This window comes from Cellulosimicrobium sp. NPDC055967, from assembly GCF_042269845.1.
In the GTDB taxonomy this organism is placed as follows: Bacteria; Actinomycetota; Actinomycetes; order Actinomycetales; family Cellulomonadaceae; genus Cellulosimicrobium.
Map to the genome: position 1 here is coordinate 1793 of NZ_JBHJYJ010000004.1, position 17235 is coordinate 19027.

Here is a 17235-nt window from a genome sequence, read left to right on the forward strand (position 1 = left end):
AGAGTGGGCCTCCGAGCGGATGACGGGACTCGAACCCGCGACCCTCACCTTGGCAAGGTGATGCTCTACCAACTGAGCCACATCCGCGCGGCCGGTCCTGCGAGAGCTCTTGTGAGCCCTCCCGTGTTCCGGCGCGAAGCACATACTAGCCGACTTCCGACCTGAACCGTGCATCCGGTCCGGGTGACGGTCGGCACGCGAGAGGCCGCTCCGGACGGTGCCGGGGCGGCCTCTCGCGTCGTGCTCGTGGGCGATACTGGGATCGAACCAGTGACCTCTTCCGTGTCAGGGAAGCGCGCTACCGCTGCGCCAATCGCCCCCATGGGGTGGTGCTGTCTGCGAGGTGGAGATGGGATTCGAACCCACGTATACGGCTTTGCAGGCCGCTGCCTCGCCTCTCGGCCACTCCACCGCGACCTGCCCTCCGCCGCCACGAGGGCGGACGGAGAGTGGGCCTCCGAGCGGATGACGGGACTCGAACCCGCGACCCTCACCTTGGCAAGGTGATGCTCTACCAACTGAGCCACATCCGCGCGGCCGGACTGTCGAGGGTGTCGAGGAATCGCTTCCCGTTTGCCCTCCGGCGTTCCGGCGCGTCCCAGACATTAGTCCACGTTCGCGCCCGGCGTCCAACCGGCACCGTCGCGCGCGCGTCGGGCGCGTCCCGAGCACCCGTCGGGGTGTGCGCGCACGCTCGGTAGCGTGGTCCCGTGCCAGGACCTGGGAGAACGTCGTCGAGGCCGGGGCTCGCGCTCTTCGGGGACCGCGCCGCCCTGGGCGTGGTGGAGGTCGTCGACCTGTGGCGCGAGCCGGAGCGGCTCGCCGACGACGGTCCGTGGTTCGTCGTGGCGGACTTCGACGCGCGGGCCCGCGGCGGGCGGGCGCGCGCGTGGCGGTTCGCCGAGCGCGTCGACCCGGCCGTGCTCGCCCGGGAGGACGGGGACGCGTGGCGCGGACCCGCGCCGTCGGGCTGGACGAGCTCGATGGACCGGGCCGCGTACGAGGCCGCGGTCGCCCGCGTGCGCGACGAGGTCCGTGAGGGCGAGGTCTACCAGGCCAACGTCTGTCGCGTGCTGTCGGCCCCGCTGCTCGGCCCGGACTGCGGCGAGCCGGACGCCGTGGCCCTCGGCCGCCGTCTGGCCCGCGGGAACCCGGCGCCGTACGGGGGTGTCCTGCACGTCCCGGCGGGCTCCGGCGTCGACCCGGCGTGGGTCGTGACGGCGTCGCCGGAGCTCTTCCTCCGCGTCGCGGGCGGGGCGGTCACCTCCGGCCCCATCAAGGGCACCGCGCCCACCCCGGACGGGCTCACCGCCAAGGACCGCGCGGAGAACGTCATGATCACCGACCTCGTGCGCAACGACCTCCAGCGCGTGTGCGACCCGGGGACCGTCGAGGTCACGGACCTGCTCGCGGTCGAGGCGCACCCGGGTCTCGTGCACCTCGTGAGCACGGTCACCGGCCGCCTGCGTCCCGGGTTGCGCGGCGGCGCGTCGCTGTGGCCGGCGCTGCTCGACGCGACGTTCCCGCCCGCGTCCGTGTCCGGCGCCCCGAAGTCGTCCGCGCTCCGGATCATCGACGCGCTCGAGCCCGTCCCGCGCGGCCCGTACTGCGGCGCGATCGGCTGGGTCGACGGCGACGAGGCGGTGCTCGCCGTCGGGATCCGGACCTTCTGGTGGGCCGACGGCGTGCTCCGGTTCGGCACGGGGGCCGGGATCACGTGGGGGAGCGACCCGGCGCGCGAGTGGGAGGAGACCGAGCTCAAGGCGCGGCGCCTCGTCGGCCTCGCCTCCGGCACACTGGAGCCATGAGCCCCGCCGCCGCCACGACGCCGACGTCCGACCGCCCGTCCGAGAACCTCGTGATCTGGGCCGACGGACGTCTCGTCCGCCCGGGCGAGGAGGCGCTGAGCGCGGTGGACCACGGCCTGACGGTCGGGGACGGCGTGTTCGAGACGTGCGCGGTGTTCGACGGGCAGGCGTTCGCGCTCACGCGCCACCTGCGCCGGCTCGCGCGGTCCGCCGTGGGCCTCGGGCTCGACGCGCCGGACGAGCAGCGCGTGCTCGACGGCGTCGCGGCCGTCCTCGCCGAGGCCGGCGCCCGGACGCGCGCGGGGGCGGGCGACGTCGGCCGCCTGCGCATCACCGTGACCGCGGGTGTCGGCCCGCTCGGTTCCGGTCGGACGCCCGGCGCGCAGACCGTCGTCGTCGCCGCCGGACCCGCGACCCTCAGCCCCACCGGGCGCGCCGTGCGCTCGCCGTGGACGCGCAACGAGCGGTCGGCCGTCGCCGGGCTCAAGACGACGTCGTACGCCGAGAACGTCGTCGCCCTCGCCCACGCCGTCGCGCAGGGCGGCGACGAGGCGCTCCTCGCCAACACCGCGGGCGACCTGTGCGAGGGCACGGGGGCGAACGTGTTCGTCGAGCGCGGGGGCGAGCTCGTCACGCCGCTGCTGGCGTCGGGCTGCCTCGCCGGCATCACGCGCGAGCTGCTGCTGGAGTGGGCCGCGGAGGACGGGCTGCCCGTGCGCGAGGCCCGTCCCGGAGAGCTCCCGTTCGCCGTGCTCGACGAGGTGACCGCAGGAGAGGCCGCGCTGCTCCTCACCGGCTCGGTCCGCAACGTCCAGCCCGTGACCTGGATCGACGGTGTCGACGTCGCGGCCGGGGGGCTGTCGCTCGCCGCGCGCGAGCTCTTCGAGCGGCGCCGTCGCGAGCGTCTCGACCCCTGATCCGCGCCGGTTTTTCGATCCGGTCCGTTTCAGGCTAGTATCGACCACGCACTCGGGCGATTGGCGCAGTGGTAGCGCGCTTCGTTCACACCGAAGAGGTCACTGGTTCGAACCCAGTATCGCCCACCCTGAGTGTTGGGGCCTCTGACCTGCGAATCCGCAGGTCAGAGGCCCTCTCTCGTGTCTGCCCCTGGTGGACCCGACCGTCGAGGAAGCCGCGCCGCGTCATCGGCGCCTTCCCGTCCGACTGGCGGGGAAAGACGGCCACTTCTGCTTCTGCGTAGGTGAGCGCCGCCCGCCCGAGCGACGGCGCGGACGACGCGGCGACGATCGTCGCCGGCGTACAGACCGCGGGAGCGGTAGCGCGCTTCATGCGCCTCACGCTGGGCTGAGTGCGTTACCGAGAACGTACGGGGTGCACCACCCCGTACGTACCCCGTACGCGCCCCTCGGACCATGCATCGGCACAGGTCAGCATGCGTACGGGGAGAAGTTCTGGATCGATATCGTCCAGCCATCTTTCACCGCTCGCCCGCGTGCGCCGTGCGGGACCGAGGCTCCTTCGACTGCGCACTCGCCGCGCAAGACGGTCCGACCGATCCGCGCAAGGACAGCAAGAACGGGTGTCACAGCCTGGCGCACCCCTCGGTCGAACGTTGCGACAAGCGGAGGGTCGAGTCGCAGGTAAGGACGGGACTCACCGGGTTTCACCGGGGCCCGCTGTGGGCCAGGCCGGAAGCAGAGAGCGACTGGACCCGCTCGTCACCCGCCGCTGTCACACCTTGCGCCGCTGCTCGGTCAGTGGTGCAGAGGGGTCGCGAGACCTACGGCGCAGCCCCTCATCTCCCAGATTCCAGAGAGGTGCTTCCCATGAAGGTTGTCGTCATCGGTGGGACCGGACTGATCGGTTCCAAGGTCGTCGAGAAGCTCAACGCCCATGGGCACGACGCGAGCCCCGCCGCCCCGCAGACCGGCTGCAACACGATCACCAACGAGGGGGTGACGGAGGCGGTCGCCGGAGCGGATGTCCTGATCGACGTGTCCAACTCCCCGTCGTTCGCGGACGACGACGTCATGAACTTCTTCGTGACGTCGACCAACAACCTGATCGCCGCGGCGAAGGAGGCGGGGGTCAAGCACTACGTCGCCCTGTCGATCGTCGGCGACGACCGGCTGCCGGACAGCGGCTATCTGCGCGCCAAGGTCGCGCAGGAGAAGCTGATCGTGGAGTCGGGCATCCCCTACACGATCGTCCGTGCTACCCAGTTCTTCGAGTTCTCCACCGCCATCGCCAACTCCTCGATGATCGACGGCAAGGCGCAGCTGTCGACGGCCTACTACCAGCCGATGGCCTCCGACGACGTCGCCACGGCGGTCGGGCGGGCAGCGGCCGGCGAGCCGGTGAACGGCATCGCGGAGACGGGCGGCCCCGAGAAGGTCCGCATGTCGGAGTTCATCGGGGCTGCGCTGGCTCGCACCGGGGACGAGCGGGAGATCGTCGCCGACCCGAGCGCGAAGTACTTCGGGACCGTGCTGAAGGACGACGACCTCGTCCCCGGCCCCGACGCGGTCCTGGGCACGACGAGCTACGAGGAGTGGCTCGCCGGCTCCGGCCGCTGATCGAACGCTCGTCGTCCTGAGTCTTCCCCCCTCGGGGCGGTGAGCTGTCCGGTGCCTGGGCGTGCCCCGCCCGGGCACCGGACGAACCTCGTTCACCACCGGTCGGAGGAAGCCGTGCCGCCGTACCCCGCAATAGTCGGCCGCTCTCGTACCGGACGGCGGAGCATGCGCCCTCGAGAGATCGACGAGGCCCACTGATCAGCCACCCCGCTCGAACTGCCCTTCGACCTCACGTTCGTCGTCGCAATCGCGCAGCTTGCCGGGCGGCTGGCCCACGCCACGCTCGACGGGCACCTCTCGTCGGCCATCGGGCCCTTCCTCATGGTCCTCTTCGGGATCTGGTGGGCCTGGATGAACTTCACATGGTTCGCGTCGGCATACGACATCGACGACTTGTCCTACCGCCTGGCAACCTTCGTTCAGATGGGCGGCGTGCTCGTCCTCGCGGCGGGCACGGGCCGAGCCTTCGAACACAGCGATTACGCGGTCGTCACGATCGGCTACCTGATCATGCGGGTCGGGCTACTGAGCATGTGGCTCCGCGCGGCGGTCCAACACCCCTCGGGTCGACCGACCTCCCTGCGGTACGCCGGCGGCATCGCCAGCCTGCAGATCCTGTGGCTCGCCCGGCTGGGGTTGACCGATCGGTTCGGCGTCGCGACGTTCGTGACCTTGGCAGCGATGGAGCTCCTGGTCCCCGTGTGGGCCGAGCGTGCCGGAGGCCCGACGTCGTGGCATCCGCACCACATCGCAGAGCGCTACTCGTTGTTCACGATCATCCTCCTCGGCGAGGGAGTGCTCGCCGTGACGACGGGCGTCGTCAGCGTCGTGGAGGACGCTGCAGGCCTGAGCCTGGCCATCATTTCCGCGTCGAGTCTCGCGATCATCGCATCGCTCTGGTGGCTCTACTTCGCGGTGCCTGCCGGCGAGCCACTCGCTGTCCGGCGACACCGTTCCTTCCTCTGGGGATACGGCCACTATGTGCCGTTCGCATCCCTCGCCGCGCTTGGTGCTGGCCTTGAGGTCACAGTCGCCGCCAGCACCGGTCATACGGCGGCCCTGCCCGTCTGGGTCGCCACGTTCACCGTGGCCACTCCGGTCGCTCTGACGATCGCGTCGGTCGAGCTGTTGCGCCTCGGCGGCGGAGGACGCCCGTCCCGGAATCGTGCTGCGACCGTCACGCTCCTGTTGATCCTCCTGATCGTCGTCCCGGCGTCCCAGGCGACGGGCCTGATTGCGGGCATCTGTCTGGTGGCGCTGGCCGCAGCAGGAGCGGTCGTCGTGGATCACACGGACCCACGCCGCCCCGGACGTGGAAGTGGACGTCGATCGACCGACATCGGCGTGAGAGAACAGACGCAGGGAGACTGACATGGTGGGGCTCGACACGATGAATGCGGCCTATGTCGAGAGTCGTGGCCCGGCGAGCAGCATCCAGTACGGTCCGGTCCCCGTGCCCCGCTGCGGCCCGACCGACGTGCTCGTGCAGGTCGAGGCGGTGGCTGTGAACGCCGTTGACACCTTCGTGCGGTCCGGTGCCTACCAGACGGCGATGCCGTTCCCGTTCGTCGTCGGACGGGACCTCGTGGGCACGGTCGTGGCGTGCGGGTCGGGCATCATCGGCTTCAGGCCGGGCGACCTCGTCTGGACGAACAGCCTGGGACACGGTGGACGCCAGGGCGCGGCCGCCGAGTTCGCTGTCGTCGCCGCGGACAGGCTGTATCACGCCCCACCCGGCGCAGACCCTGTTGAGCTGGTCGCTGTCGTCCACCCGGCCGCGACCGCATTCCTGGGGATCGTGGTACACGGCCGCGCCCGGGCCGGCGAGACAGTCCTGGTAGCCGGAGCGGCGGGCCACGTGGGACGGGTGGCGACGGTCTTCGCGACCCGCGTCGGAGCGAGCGTCGTCGCGACGGCCAGCGCGGCGGACCTCGACGCGTGCCGGCGGCTCGGCGCGCGCGAGGCCTTCGACTACCGCGATCCTAGGTTGGGCTACCTGCTGCGCGACGCGGCACCTGATGGCGTCGACCTGCACCTGGACACCTCCGGCCGCCATGACCTCGAGCTCGCGGTCGAGCTCCTGGCACAGAGGGGACGCATCGTCCTCATGGCCGGCCTGTCAGAACGCCCCGGCCTCCCGGTCGGATCTCTGTACACCCGAGACGGACGCATCGTCGGGTACGCCATCAGCAACGCGTCGACGGCGGAGCTCGCCGCTGCCGCCGGACAGATCAACCGGCTCGTGCGCGAGGGAACGTTGGAACCCGGCCCGATCGAGGAGCTTCCCCTCGATCGGGCCGGTGAGGCGCACGCACGCATCGAGACGGGCACCGCGGCTGGAGTTCGGCTCGTGCTGAGGCCTGCGCGGGGCTGACACCTCACATGTCGCCGATAGTTCCCGTCGCGTACTCCCAGAGGCGGTCGGCGGACTCCGGGTCCAGCGCGTGCTCCGCGACGCCGCCTGGCTCGGTGTCGTCGTCTCGCACCGTTCGCGCCTCCTGGTTGTCCTCGAAGTAGCGACCGGTCACGCCCTTCAGGAGCGGCGACGTGGCCAGGAGCACGGAGGTGGCCGCCCCCTGCTCGGGCGTCTTGTAGTACGGCAGCGGCGTCAGCTTGCCCTCGCCGTCCATGACGCCGAAGGCGCGCATGGTGTCGTCGTCCACGTGCCGCTGCAGGCCGGTGAGGATGTATCCCGGGTTGGCCGCGTTGGCGGTGATGCCGTCACCCGCCCAGCGGCGCGCCCCCACGGTGAGCAGGATGTCCGTGGTCTTGGACTGCCCGTAGGCCCCCCAGGGGTCGTAGGGCCGTCGCTCGTACTGCGGGTCCTCGAAGTCGACGGGCGAGTCCCGGTGCGCGCCGGAGCTGACGACCACGATGCGAGCCGCCTCGGCCTGCCGTAGCGCACCGTGGAGGCCGAGGGTCAGCGCGAAGTGGCCCAGGTAGTTCGTCGCGAGCTGCATCTCCCAGCCCTCCGGTGTCAGGGTGCGCTCGGGCAGCGCGAGGATGCCGGCGTTCGCCACGAGGATGTCGAGCGGCCCGCTCCACGCCCGTGCGAAGCTGCGGACCGAGGCCAGGTCGGCGAGGTCGAGCGCCTCGACCCGTACCCGGGCGGCCGAGCTCGCCGAGTTCAGCTCCGCCAGGAGCGCATCCGCGGTTCGAGGGCGTCGTGTGGCGATCGTGACCTCCGCGCCGGCGGAATGTAGGGCGCGTACCGTTTCGGCGCCGAGGCCTGCGCTGCCTCCGGTGACCACGGCGCGTCGGCCAGTGAGGTCGATGCCGTCGACGACGTCGCGGGCGCTGGCCTTGGGGGTGAACGGGGTCGTCACTCGACGGAGATCGTCGGTTGTCACGTGTCTGCTCTCCTGGGATAGGTGGGGGCCTGGATTCAGGCTAGGCCGCGAATGTTGGACGATCTCTATTTGAAGGGCTAGCAAACTTTCGTGATCGTCCAGCCTGATCGGGATGCTGATGGATCCGCTCGAAGACGTTCTGACCCTGCTCTCGCCGCGCAGCCATCTCTCCGCCCCCCTTGCCGCCGGAGGAACGTGGGCGCTGCGGTTCGAGCCGCCGGAGGGAGTGAAGTTCAACGCCGTACGTCGTGGCTCGTGCGTGCTCGAGGTTGACGGGGTCGAGGGGGTGATCGAGCTGTCGCAGGGGGATTGCTACCTCCTCACGCGCCCTGCCCCCTTCGTGCTGCGAAGCGACCCGGCCGCCGTTCCTGTCGACGCGGGGCCGGTGTTCGCGCGGGCGGAAGACGGTGTCGCCCGGGTGGGCTAAGGCGATGGGGTGTTGCTCGTGGGTGGCGAGTTCTCCTTCGGAGCGCGCGCTCGGGAGCTCCTGATCGGCCGGCTGCCTCCGGTGCTGCACATCCCGGCGGGCAGTCGACATGCGGAGACGGTGGCGTGGGCGTTGTCCGAGATCGAGGACGAGCTCACGCACAGGCCGATGGCCTCGAGCGTGGTCGCCGAGCATCTCGCCACGGTCATGCTCGTCCATGTGCTGCGCCTCCACATCGCGCGGGACCCTCGTGCCGCGTCGGGCTGGATGGCGGGTCTCAGAGATCCCGTCGTGGCCGCTGCGCTCGCGCAGATGCACGGGGACCCGGCGCACCCGTGGACCGTGGCGGAGCTGGCGGCGCGGGCGTCGGTCTCTCGCTCCACCCTGGCCTCGCGGTTCAAGACCCTCGTGGGGATCGGGCCCCTGGACTACCTCACCCGTTGGCGTATCGAGCTCGCGGCTCGTCAGCTGCACGACGGGCAGATGACGGTCGCCAGTGTCGCCCACTCGGTGGGCTACGGCACGGAAAGCGCCTTGAGCGTGGCGTTCAAGCGGGTCCTCGGGATGTCCCCGAGTGTCTATCGGCGTCGGCGAGGGACATCGTGATGCCGTTGACGACGAAGGTGGGTGGCCGCCGTGGCGGCCACCCACCTTGGGTTCCACGAGGCGCCGGGGTGCGGCGCCTCAGGCGGCGTCGTGCGCGGTGCCGGCGGTCCTGAACTCCCTGAGCGCCTCGAGGATGGTGCCCGTGACCTCGTAGGGGCGCGAGACGGCGATCGCGTGCGAGGCGCCGGACACCTCGTTGACGCTTCGAGCACGCGCACGCTGGGCCTCAAGACGCAGCTCTGCCGCCGGGATGTTGCGGTCCTGGTCGCCGAAGACGAACCACGACGGCAGGGTCTGCCAGGCGGGCGAGCTGGTGGGCAGACCCTCGCTGAGCGCCACCTCGGTCACGGGGCGCTGGGTGCGGCCCATGTTCTGGGCGACGACTGCGGGGACGTCGGCTGCGAACTGGTCGTGGAACGCGTCGAGGCGGATCGTGAACTCGTTGCCCCCCGTCGACACCGGGTAGGCCGTGAGGGCGTCGCCCAGGGTGCTCCCGGGGACGTGGGTCGAGAGCTCGAGCGCGCTTTCCCCGTGGTTCGGGGCGAACGCGGAGACGTAGACGAGCCCGACGACCGCCGGGTTGTCTGCGGCTGCCTCGGTGATCACGATTCCGCCGTACGAGTGGCCGACGAGCAGTACGGGCTTGCCGAGGCCGGAGATCACGTCGCGCAGGTAGGCCGCGTCGCTGGTGACGCTGCGCAGAGGGTTGGCGACCGCGATCGTGTCGATGTCGAGCTCGTGGAGCCGGTCGATGACGCCGTCCCAGCTGGCGGACTCGGCGAACGCGCCGTGCACGAGCACGATGGTCGGGACTTGGGTACTCATGAGGGTTCTCCTGTCGTGAAGAGGTCAGCGTCCGTGGAGCACGGTGCGGAGGATGCCGACGGCCTGCGCGATCGCGCCGCTCGAGGCGGCAGACGGACGCAGCGGGTTGAGCATCATGAAGTCGTGGATGGTCGCGTTGTACCGGACGGTCGTGGTCCGGACACCGGCCTCGATGAGCTTGCGCGCGTAGGCCTCGCCCTCGTCGCGCAGGACGTCGTTCTCGTCGACCACCACGAACGCCTCGGGCAGTCCTGCCAGGTCCGCGAGCGTGGCGCGCAGGGGCGACGCGGTGATCTCGGCACGCTTGGACAGGTCCGGCAGGTACGCGTCCCAGAACCACGCCATGGACTTCGCGAGCAGGAACGGCCCCTCGGCGAACTCCACGTAGCTGGCCGAGTCCTGCGCGGCGTCCGTCACCGGGTAGTAGAGCGACTGGTGCACGAAGGTCACGTCGCCACGCTGCTTGGCCATGATCGTCAGCGCCGCGGCCATGTTGCCGCCCACGGAGTCGCCGGCGACGGCGATCCGCTCGGGGTCGATGCCCAGGTCGGCTCCGTGGGCCGTGATCCACTGCGCGGTCGCGTACCCCTGCTCGATCGCTACCGGGTACTGCGCCTCTGGCGACCGGTCGTACTCCACGAAGACGACGGCGGCGTTGGCGCCGGTGGCGAGATCCCGCACCAGCCGGTCGTGGGTCCCGGCGTTGCCGAGGACCCAGCCGCCGCCGTGCATGTAGAGGATGGCGGGCAGGGGGGCGGCGGTCCCGGCCGGCTTGACGACGCGCACGTGCACCTCGCCGACGTGCGCCGGGACGACGATCCACTCCTCCTCGACGTCGGGCTTGGAGGTCGGGAGGGCCTGGAGGTCGTCCAGGACCTTCCTCGCCTGGTCGGGCGTCATCTCGTAGAAGAACGGCGGCTTCGCGGTCGCGTCGGCGATCGTCTGCGCCTCGGGCTCGAGGTGGTGGTTGCTCATGGTCTTTCCTTTCGGGAGAGCTGCGGTCAGCGGGTGGCGCGCACTGCCGCGGTGATGGTCCGGGTGACCTGGGTGGGGTGAGTGATGGGGCCGAGGTGGCCGGCGTGGTACCGGACCACGGTCGATCCGGCCTTGTCGGCCATGTCCTCCTGGGCGCTCGACGGGATCACCCGGTCCTCGGTGCCGATCAGGTACCAGCTCGGGATCGACTCCCACGCGGGCTTTCCGGAGGTCTCGTTCAGCGCTCCGAACGTGACGGGCCGCTGTGTCGCCCACAATGCGAGTGCACGGTCACGGCTCAGGCCGGTGGCGAAGGACCGCAGGAACGTCGTGGACTTCAGGTACACATCGGTCTCGGGCGTCGGCGGTAGCGCGGCGGGGACGAAGTCGAAGATCGTCGTCGGGTCGGACACCGACAGCGCCGAGTCGGGACCCGCGAGCTCCGCGACCGTCTCACCCTCGGCGGGCACCGAGCCGTTGACGAACACCAGGGCCTGGACGGCCGGGTCCCCGGCGGCGGCGTTGGTGATGACCGCGGCCCCGTAGGAGTGCCCGACGAGGACGATCGGCCCGTCGATGGTGGCGAGGAGCGTCTCGAGGTAGTCGGAGTCCGACTCGAGGGACCGCAGCGGGTTCGCCGGCGCGACCACGCGGTATCCGTCGGCCTGCAGCTGTCGGACGACGCCGGTCCAGCTCGACGCATCGGCCCACGCGCCGTGGACCAGGACGATCGTGGGCTTCGAGCCGTGGCGCTCGCTGGTGTGGGCGTCCGCGGCCCCGGGGAGCGCGACCACCGAGCCGATGGTGAACAGACTGACCAGCATCGCGAGGCCGGCTCGGCGGCGTGCCCTGCGCCGCGCCCTGCGCAGTGCGGAGCGAGTTGTCACGGTCATGAGAAGTCTCCCGTTCGGAGGGCGGAACCGCTGGGCGATGGCCCTCGCGGGACGGCGGATGCCGTCGCACTGATCGACCGGGCGTCGAGCACCTGCGTGACACCCGCCGTCCGCGGGAGCCGTCTCGGGCGGATCCCGGGAGGCCTCTACTCGACCAGCTTCCCGTCGGCCGAGACGTCGTGCATCCGTTCGGCGATGTCGGTCGGGATCGGCGAGATGGCCTCCCGCTGCACGCCGTGGGCGGGGGACCACACCAGGTTGACCTGCAGCTCCGGATCGAGGTCGGGATAGTCGGACCGGTTGTGACAGCCGCGCGACTCCCGCCGCTCCAGCGCGGACTCCAGCGTGGCCCGGGCCGAGAGGACGGCAGAGCGAAGGTCGAATGCGTGCGCGAGGTCCTGGTATCCGGCGATGTCGATGTGCACGCCGGCGTGCGACATCCGGTCCTCGACCTCGTCCAGGGCGGCGAGCCCGGCGCGCAGGCCGACCTCGTCGCGGACGACTCCCGCGTGCTCGGTCATCAGGTCCCGGACGCTGCGCTGCATCGCCCGGACGTTCTGGTCGCCGTCGGCGTCTAGCAGCATGTCGATCGACGAGTCGGCGTCCCGGATCGCCCCGAGCGACCGCCTCTGCGTCGCGAGCCCTGCCGAGTAATCGGCGGCCGCGCGACCGGTGATCCGGCCGTAGACCAGGAGCTCGATGAGAGAGTTCCCGCCGAGCCGGTTCGCGCCGTGCAGCCCACTCGAGGCCTCCCCGATGGCGAAGAGCCCGTCGACGTCTGTGCTGTGATCCTCCGGGCGCACCCAGACGCCGCCCATCGAGTAGTGGGCCGTCGGGGCGACCTCGATCGGGTCGCGCGTGACGTCCAGCATCTGCAGCTCCAGCAGCGTCTGGTAGACGCGCGGCAGCCGCGTGAGGATCGTCTCGCGCGGCAGGTGGGAGAGGTCCAGCCAGACGCCGCCGGAACGGCTTCCCCTACCCTCCTTGATCTCCGTGTACGACGCGAGCGCGACCCGATCGCGTGTCGACAGTTCCATGCGCTCGGGGTCGTACCGGGCCATGAATCGTTCGCCGAGGTTGTTGAGCAGGACTCCGCCCTCGCCACGTGCGGCCTCGCTGACGAGCGTTCCCGCGGCGTTCTCCGGCTCGACCAGCCCCGACGGGTGGAACTGCACCAGCTCGGCGTCGCGCAGCCTGGCCCCCGCGTCGGCAGCGAGGCGGAACGCGTCGCCGGTGTTCTCGTCGCGGCGGGACGACGTGCGCCGCCAGATGCGGGTATGCCCGCCCGCGGCGAGGATCACGGCATCCGCGTGGATCAGGTATCGCGATCCGTCGGTGAGGTCGAAGCCGTACGCGCCGAAGACGACCCCGTCGTTCACCAGCAGCTGCGTGATGTAGACGGTCGACAGCACCGGGATGTCCAACTGGGAGGCGCGGTTGACGAGGGTCCGCTGGACCTCCAGTCCCGTGTAGTCGCCCACGAAGGCGGTACGCCGGTAGGTGTGCGCGCCGAAGTACCGCTGCGCGATCCGTCCGTCGGGCTGCCGGTCGAAGCGCATGCCGTACCGCTCCAGGTCGTCGATGCCCCGCGGCGCGTTCTGGGCCACGACCTGAACCGTCCGGGGGTCGGCCAGCAGGTAGCTCTCCTGGAGTGTGTCCGCCGCGTGCTGCTCCCAGGTGTCAGCAGGGTCCGTCGTCGCCAGTGCGGCATTGATGCCGCCTGCCGCGAGCGACGTATGGGCGTCGGACGCCGGCCGTTTGCCCACCGCGAGCACGGCGACCCCCGACTCTGCGAGCTCGATGGCTGCGCGAAGTCCTGAACCTCCGGTCCCGATCACGACGACCGAGGTGGCGAGCTGATGGACGCGTGGAGACACGATTCCTCCTGAGGCAGACGTGTGGTCGTCCTGGTCGACCGTGCGACGTCGCCGCATGTGACAACCCGGGTAATCTGCCTCCGAGGGCGGCCACAGACGTGACGCTCGCCGCGAGCCCAGGAGTCCGATGAGCACCAAGTCGCTGCCGAAGCTGGTCGGACGGGTACCCGAGCGTGCGGTCCTGGACGATCTGCTCGTTCGCCTTCGCAGCGGGGACTCGGCCGTTCGTGTTCTGCGAGGTGCGGCCGGAGAGGGAAAGACGGCACTGCTCGACTACGTGACCGCGCAGGCATCGGGGATCACGGTGACTCGGGCGCAAGGCGTCGAGGCCGACATGGAACTGCCATACGCCAGCCTGCACCAGTTGTGCACCCCGTTCCTCAGCGAGATCCCCGCCCTGCCCGGACCGCAGCGTGACGCCCTTCAGGTCGCCTTCGGCATCGCGGCCGGTGACCCGCCTGACCGGTTCCTGGTCGGGCTGGCCGTGCTGACCCTGCTCACCCGGGCATCGGAGCCCAGGCCGGTGCTCGTCGTGGTCGACGACGCGCAATGGTTGGACCAGGTCTCGCGTCAGACGCTCGAGTTCGTGGCCCGACGGCTGCTTGCCGAGTCCGTCGCGATGGTCTTCGCCGTTCGCGAGCCGGAAGGGACGGCAGCGCTGACCGGGCTCGCCGAGCTCAGGGTCGAGGGACTCGACCCTGTCTCCGCCGGCGAGCTGCTCGACATCGCGGTCGGTGGTGGATTGGAGGGGCCGGTCCGTGAGCGGCTGGTTGCGGAGACCCACGGAAATCCGCTCGCGCTGCTCGAGCTCTCACGCGGTCGCAGTGGGGCGGAACTGGTCTACGGCCTTGACGCTGCCGACACATCGTCGGTCTCGAGCCGTGTGGAGGAGGACTTCGCACGCCGGCTGGAGTCGCTCCCGGCGTCGACGCGGACTCTGTTGCTCCTGGCCGCCGCCGAGCCCGTGGGTGACAGCCGGTTGCTTCAGCGGGCGGCCGGTCACCTGGGCATCACGCCAGATGCCGCGCCGGCCAAGGCCGCCGGGCTCATCGAGTTCGGCGAGTCGATCCGGTTCCGTCATCCCCTCGCTCGCTCCGCCGTCTACCGCGCGGCGACACCGCAGGAGCGCCGCAGCGTCCATCGGGCGCTCGCGTCCGCCACGGATCCCAAGCTGGAGCCCGACCGGCGAGCGTGGCACGCCGCGCAGTCGTGCGAAGGTCTCGACGAGGGGGTCGCCGAGGCGTTGGAGCAGGCGGCCGACCGGGCCCGGCAACGCGGCGGTATGGCGGCCGAGGCCGTGCTCCTCGAGCGGGCTGCCGACCTGACGCCCGACCAGGGACTGCGGGGACGCCGGGCCCTTGCCGCGGCGGAGGCGCACTTCTCCGCCGCGTCTCCCGACCGAGCCACGGAGATGGCGTCCGTCGCAGATCTTTGCCCGTTGAGCCCGCTCGACCGTGCTCGGCTCACCCGCCTGCGTGCACGCGTCCTGTTCGCGCGAAGTCGGAGCGACGAGGCCGCCCCGCTCCTCCTGGACGCCGCGTCGACGTTCGCGAAGGAGAAATCCGCGCTGGCGCGCGAGACCTACCTCGAGGCGATCAGCGCGACGGTCTTCTCCGGCCGGGTCCACGGGCCGTCCGGTGCCGTCGCCGCTGCGTGGGCGGCGCGCGAGCTCGGCGCGGCGACGCCGGGCTCTGCCCCGTCCGACGTCCTGCTGGACGCTGTGGCGATGCTGCTCTCCGACGGCCCGGGCAAGGGCGTTCCGGCCCTGAGGGCCGCGCTCGAGCCGTTCGCGCACGAGGAGCTCGACGGCCGCGACGCCACGATGAGGTGGCTCCTGTTGGCGCCGGTCGCGTTGGAGGCGTTCATCCACCACGCATGGGACCTGAACGCGTGGGATGTCCTGTCCGCACGCGCCGTGCGCCTGGCCCGAGACATCGGAGCCCTCGGGGTGCTGCCGCCCGCGCTCATCTACGCGAGCGGCGTGGACATCCACCATGGCGACCTGACACGGGCCGCCGGCCTGATCGACGAGGCCGACGCGATCGCCGCAGCGACCGGCAACGCCCCGCACGCCTACGCCGCGCTCGTCCATTCGGCGTGGCGGGGCGTCGAGGGCCCCGCCACAGTCCTCATCGACGAGGCACGCCACCGAGCCACGGAACGCGGTGAGGTGTCCCTCCTCGGCGTGACGGGATACGTCCAGGGCGTGCTGTTCAACGGGCTGGCGCGGTACGACGAGGCTCTGGCAGCCTCGCAGACCGGAATCGACCACGACGGGTTCAACTTCACGGGCCTGTCGTTGGTCGAACACATCGAGGCCGCAGTGCGCTGCGGCGCGCCGGAGCAGGCGGAGCAGTCCTTCGCTCGCCTCGATGCGCTGACACTGGCGGCCGACACCGGGTGGGCGCAGGGGATCCGGGCACGGTGTGCAGCTCTCGTCGGCGCCGGCGGCGAGCCCGACGCGCTCTATCGGAGCGCCCTCGAACACCTTAGGCGAGACCGGGTCGTCGTCGAGGTCGGACGGACCCACCTCCTGTACGGCGAATGGTTGCGCCGGGAGGGCCGACGTTCGGACGCCAGGGTACAGCTCCGGGCGGCGCACGACATGTTCGAGGAGATGTCGGCGAGCGCCTTCGCCGAGCGAGCACGCCGTGAGCTCCTCGCCACGGGCGACCAGGTTCGGGCGCGCAGCGTAGAACCAGCGGCGCGCCTGACTGCTCAGGAGGCGCAGATCGCCGCGTTGGCAGCAGACGGCATGACGAACCCGAAGATCGGCGCGGAGCTTTTCCTCAGCCCGCACACGGTCGAATGGCACCTTCGCAAGGTGTACGTGAAGCTCGGGATCTCCTCCCGCCGCGAGCTGCGCGGCGCGCTCGCTGCGATCGAGCCCGACGGTGTGGCCCGCGGTATGCGCACGCCCGCGTGACCCGTCTGTCGGCGACAGGCTCACGCACGCGTCATCGGCGATGACCTGCGAAGATACTGATTTCCCCATGGTCCGTGGTGGCGCACCACGGCTACCCCCACGGACTCGCCCACGCACTCGACCACGGACTCCCGTGGCGCGGTAATCGGTGCCGCGGACGAAAGGTGAATGCACCGCCCTTGGAGGGCGACGGTCATTCTCCGAAGGAGTCCGAGATGTACGCACCGAGCACCGACACCACGCCGACGATCGTGATCGCCGAGGAACCGTCCGAGCGGACTGACGCACCCGACATCGAGCTGCAGCAGGCGATCGCGTTCTTCGTCTCGCAGCGTCCCCGGCTGTTCCGCATCGCCTACCGGGTCACCGGCGGCGACGTCTCGAGCGCCGAGGACGTGGTGCAGGAGGCGTGGCTGCGATGGCAGCGCACCGACAGGGGCGCTATCAAGAACCCCGAGGCGTTCCTGACCACGACGACCACCCGGCTGGCGATCAACGTCATTCAGTCGGCCCACCACCGCTACGAGGCACCGAGCGAGACCATCGCGGCCGAATCGGGTGACACGGTGTCCGACCCGTCCGGACAGGCCGACCAGTCGGCGGCCGTCGAGCAGGCCCTCGCCGTGCTGATGGCGCGGCTGACCCGGGCGGAGCTTGCCGCCTACCTGCTGCGGAGCATGTTCGACTACTCCTACGCGGACGTCTCGCGGCTGCTGCGCACGAGCGCCGTCAACGCGCGACAGCTGGTGAGCCGAGCCCGGTGGCGCATCGAACGGGGCACGGAGCGCTCCGCGGTGGAGCCTCGGTCCCACCGCCGCCTCGTCACGGCCTTCCTGACGGCCAGCCGTACGGGTGAGTTCGAGAGCCTGGAGCGATGCCTCGCCCACCACGTGCGCCCGGCGCTGAGCCTCGCGTCGGCACCCTCGAGGAAGCCCGCCGACATGCGCCGCGGGGCGACGCCCGCGCTGGCCGCATGAGCGTACTCACCACGGGAACCGGCACGCCGATACC

12 protein-coding genes, 5 tRNA genes and 2 pseudogenes are annotated in these 17235 nt (G+C 70.9%); 10 read left to right on the forward strand and 9 right to left on the reverse strand.

From position 1 onward, the window contains the following. Positions 1–14: 14 nt before the first annotated feature. The 4 genes from ACFC2L_RS06630 to ACFC2L_RS06645 form a co-directional block, all read right to left on the reverse strand. Positions 15–87: transfer RNA gene (locus ACFC2L_RS06630), tRNA-Gly, on the reverse strand. A gap of 160 nt (positions 88–247) precedes the next feature. Continuing rightward, positions 248–319: transfer RNA gene (locus ACFC2L_RS06635), tRNA-Val, on the reverse strand. A gap of 22 nt (positions 320–341) precedes the next feature. Continuing rightward, positions 342–412 (reverse strand) — tRNA-Cys (locus tag ACFC2L_RS06640). A gap of 48 nt (positions 413–460) precedes the next feature. Beyond that, positions 461–533, reverse strand: a tRNA-Gly gene (locus ACFC2L_RS06645). A gap of 177 nt (positions 534–710) precedes the next feature. On the opposite strand from ACFC2L_RS06645, the gene ACFC2L_RS06650 reads away from it, so the two are divergent. From ACFC2L_RS06650 to ACFC2L_RS06675, 6 genes and pseudogenes are all read left to right on the forward strand, one after another. After that, positions 711–1808, forward strand: a complete 1098-nt coding sequence (locus ACFC2L_RS06650) for an anthranilate synthase component I family protein (RefSeq protein ID WP_375823499.1) — start codon at positions 711–713, stop codon at positions 1806–1808. Then, on the forward strand, positions 1805–2725 hold the full coding sequence (locus tag ACFC2L_RS06655) for an aminotransferase class IV (protein ID WP_375823500.1): 921 nt from the start codon (positions 1805–1807) through the stop codon (positions 2723–2725). The genes ACFC2L_RS06650 and ACFC2L_RS06655 overlap by 4 nt, the downstream gene beginning before the upstream one ends. Positions 2726–2779: 54 nt before the next feature. Then, positions 2780–2851: transfer RNA gene (locus tag ACFC2L_RS06660), tRNA-Val, on the forward strand. Positions 2852–3595: 744 nt separating this feature from the next. After that, positions 3596–4345 (forward strand): SDR family oxidoreductase, encoded by a 750-nt coding sequence (locus tag ACFC2L_RS06665; protein ID WP_375823501.1) that lies wholly within the window; start codon positions 3596–3598, stop codon positions 4343–4345. Between the two features lie 213 nt (positions 4346–4558). Further along, positions 4559–5716, forward strand: a pseudogene (locus ACFC2L_RS06670) (low temperature requirement protein A); the annotation flags it as partial. Between the two features lies 1 nt (position 5717). Beyond that, positions 5718–6719 (forward strand): NADPH:quinone reductase, encoded by a 1002-nt coding sequence (locus ACFC2L_RS06675; RefSeq protein ID WP_375823502.1) that lies wholly within the window; start codon positions 5718–5720, stop codon positions 6717–6719. 4 nt (positions 6720–6723) lie between these two features. On the opposite strand, the gene ACFC2L_RS06680 is transcribed toward ACFC2L_RS06675, so the two are convergent. Further along, positions 6724–7671, reverse strand: coding sequence for an SDR family NAD(P)-dependent oxidoreductase (locus tag ACFC2L_RS06680; RefSeq protein WP_375823503.1), 948 nt, complete (start codon positions 7669–7671; stop codon positions 6724–6726). Between the two features lie 142 nt (positions 7672–7813). Here ACFC2L_RS06680 and ACFC2L_RS06685 point away from each other — a divergent pair. Then, positions 7814–8350 (forward strand): annotated as a pseudogene (locus ACFC2L_RS06685) (cupin domain-containing protein); the annotation flags it as partial. Positions 8351–8434: 84 nt separating this feature from the next. Continuing rightward, positions 8435–8728, forward strand: a complete 294-nt coding sequence (locus tag ACFC2L_RS06690) for a helix-turn-helix transcriptional regulator (RefSeq protein ID WP_375823802.1) — start codon at positions 8435–8437, stop codon at positions 8726–8728. Between the two features lie 78 nt (positions 8729–8806). On the opposite strand, the gene ACFC2L_RS06695 is transcribed toward ACFC2L_RS06690, so the two are convergent. From ACFC2L_RS06695 to ACFC2L_RS06710, 4 genes are all read right to left on the reverse strand, one after another. Then, a complete protein-coding gene (locus ACFC2L_RS06695; RefSeq protein WP_375823504.1) occupies positions 8807–9553 on the reverse strand; it encodes an alpha/beta fold hydrolase in 747 nt (248 codons plus the stop codon). Between the two features lie 24 nt (positions 9554–9577). Then, a complete protein-coding gene (locus ACFC2L_RS06700; protein WP_375823505.1) occupies positions 9578–10528 on the reverse strand; it encodes an alpha/beta hydrolase in 951 nt (316 codons plus the stop codon). A gap of 26 nt (positions 10529–10554) precedes the next feature. Further along, positions 10555–11352 (reverse strand): alpha/beta fold hydrolase, encoded by a 798-nt coding sequence (locus ACFC2L_RS06705; RefSeq protein ID WP_375823506.1) that lies wholly within the window; start codon positions 11350–11352, stop codon positions 10555–10557. Between the two features lie 215 nt (positions 11353–11567). Continuing rightward, positions 11568–13355: an L-aspartate oxidase gene (locus ACFC2L_RS06710; RefSeq protein ID WP_375823507.1), complete on the reverse strand. Its 1788-nt coding sequence runs from the start codon at positions 13353–13355 to the stop codon at positions 11568–11570. A gap of 70 nt (positions 13356–13425) precedes the next feature. Between ACFC2L_RS06710 and ACFC2L_RS06715 the strand changes: the two genes are divergently transcribed. Together ACFC2L_RS06715 and ACFC2L_RS06720 are read left to right on the forward strand one after the other, a co-directional pair. Further along, entirely contained in the window at positions 13426–16224 is a 2799-nt protein-coding gene (locus ACFC2L_RS06715; protein WP_375823508.1) for an AAA family ATPase, read from the forward strand. 215 nt (positions 16225–16439) lie between these two features. Continuing rightward, positions 16440–17201, forward strand: coding sequence for a sigma factor (locus ACFC2L_RS06720; protein WP_375823509.1), 762 nt, complete (start codon positions 16440–16442; stop codon positions 17199–17201). Positions 17202–17235: the final 34 nt, after the last annotated feature.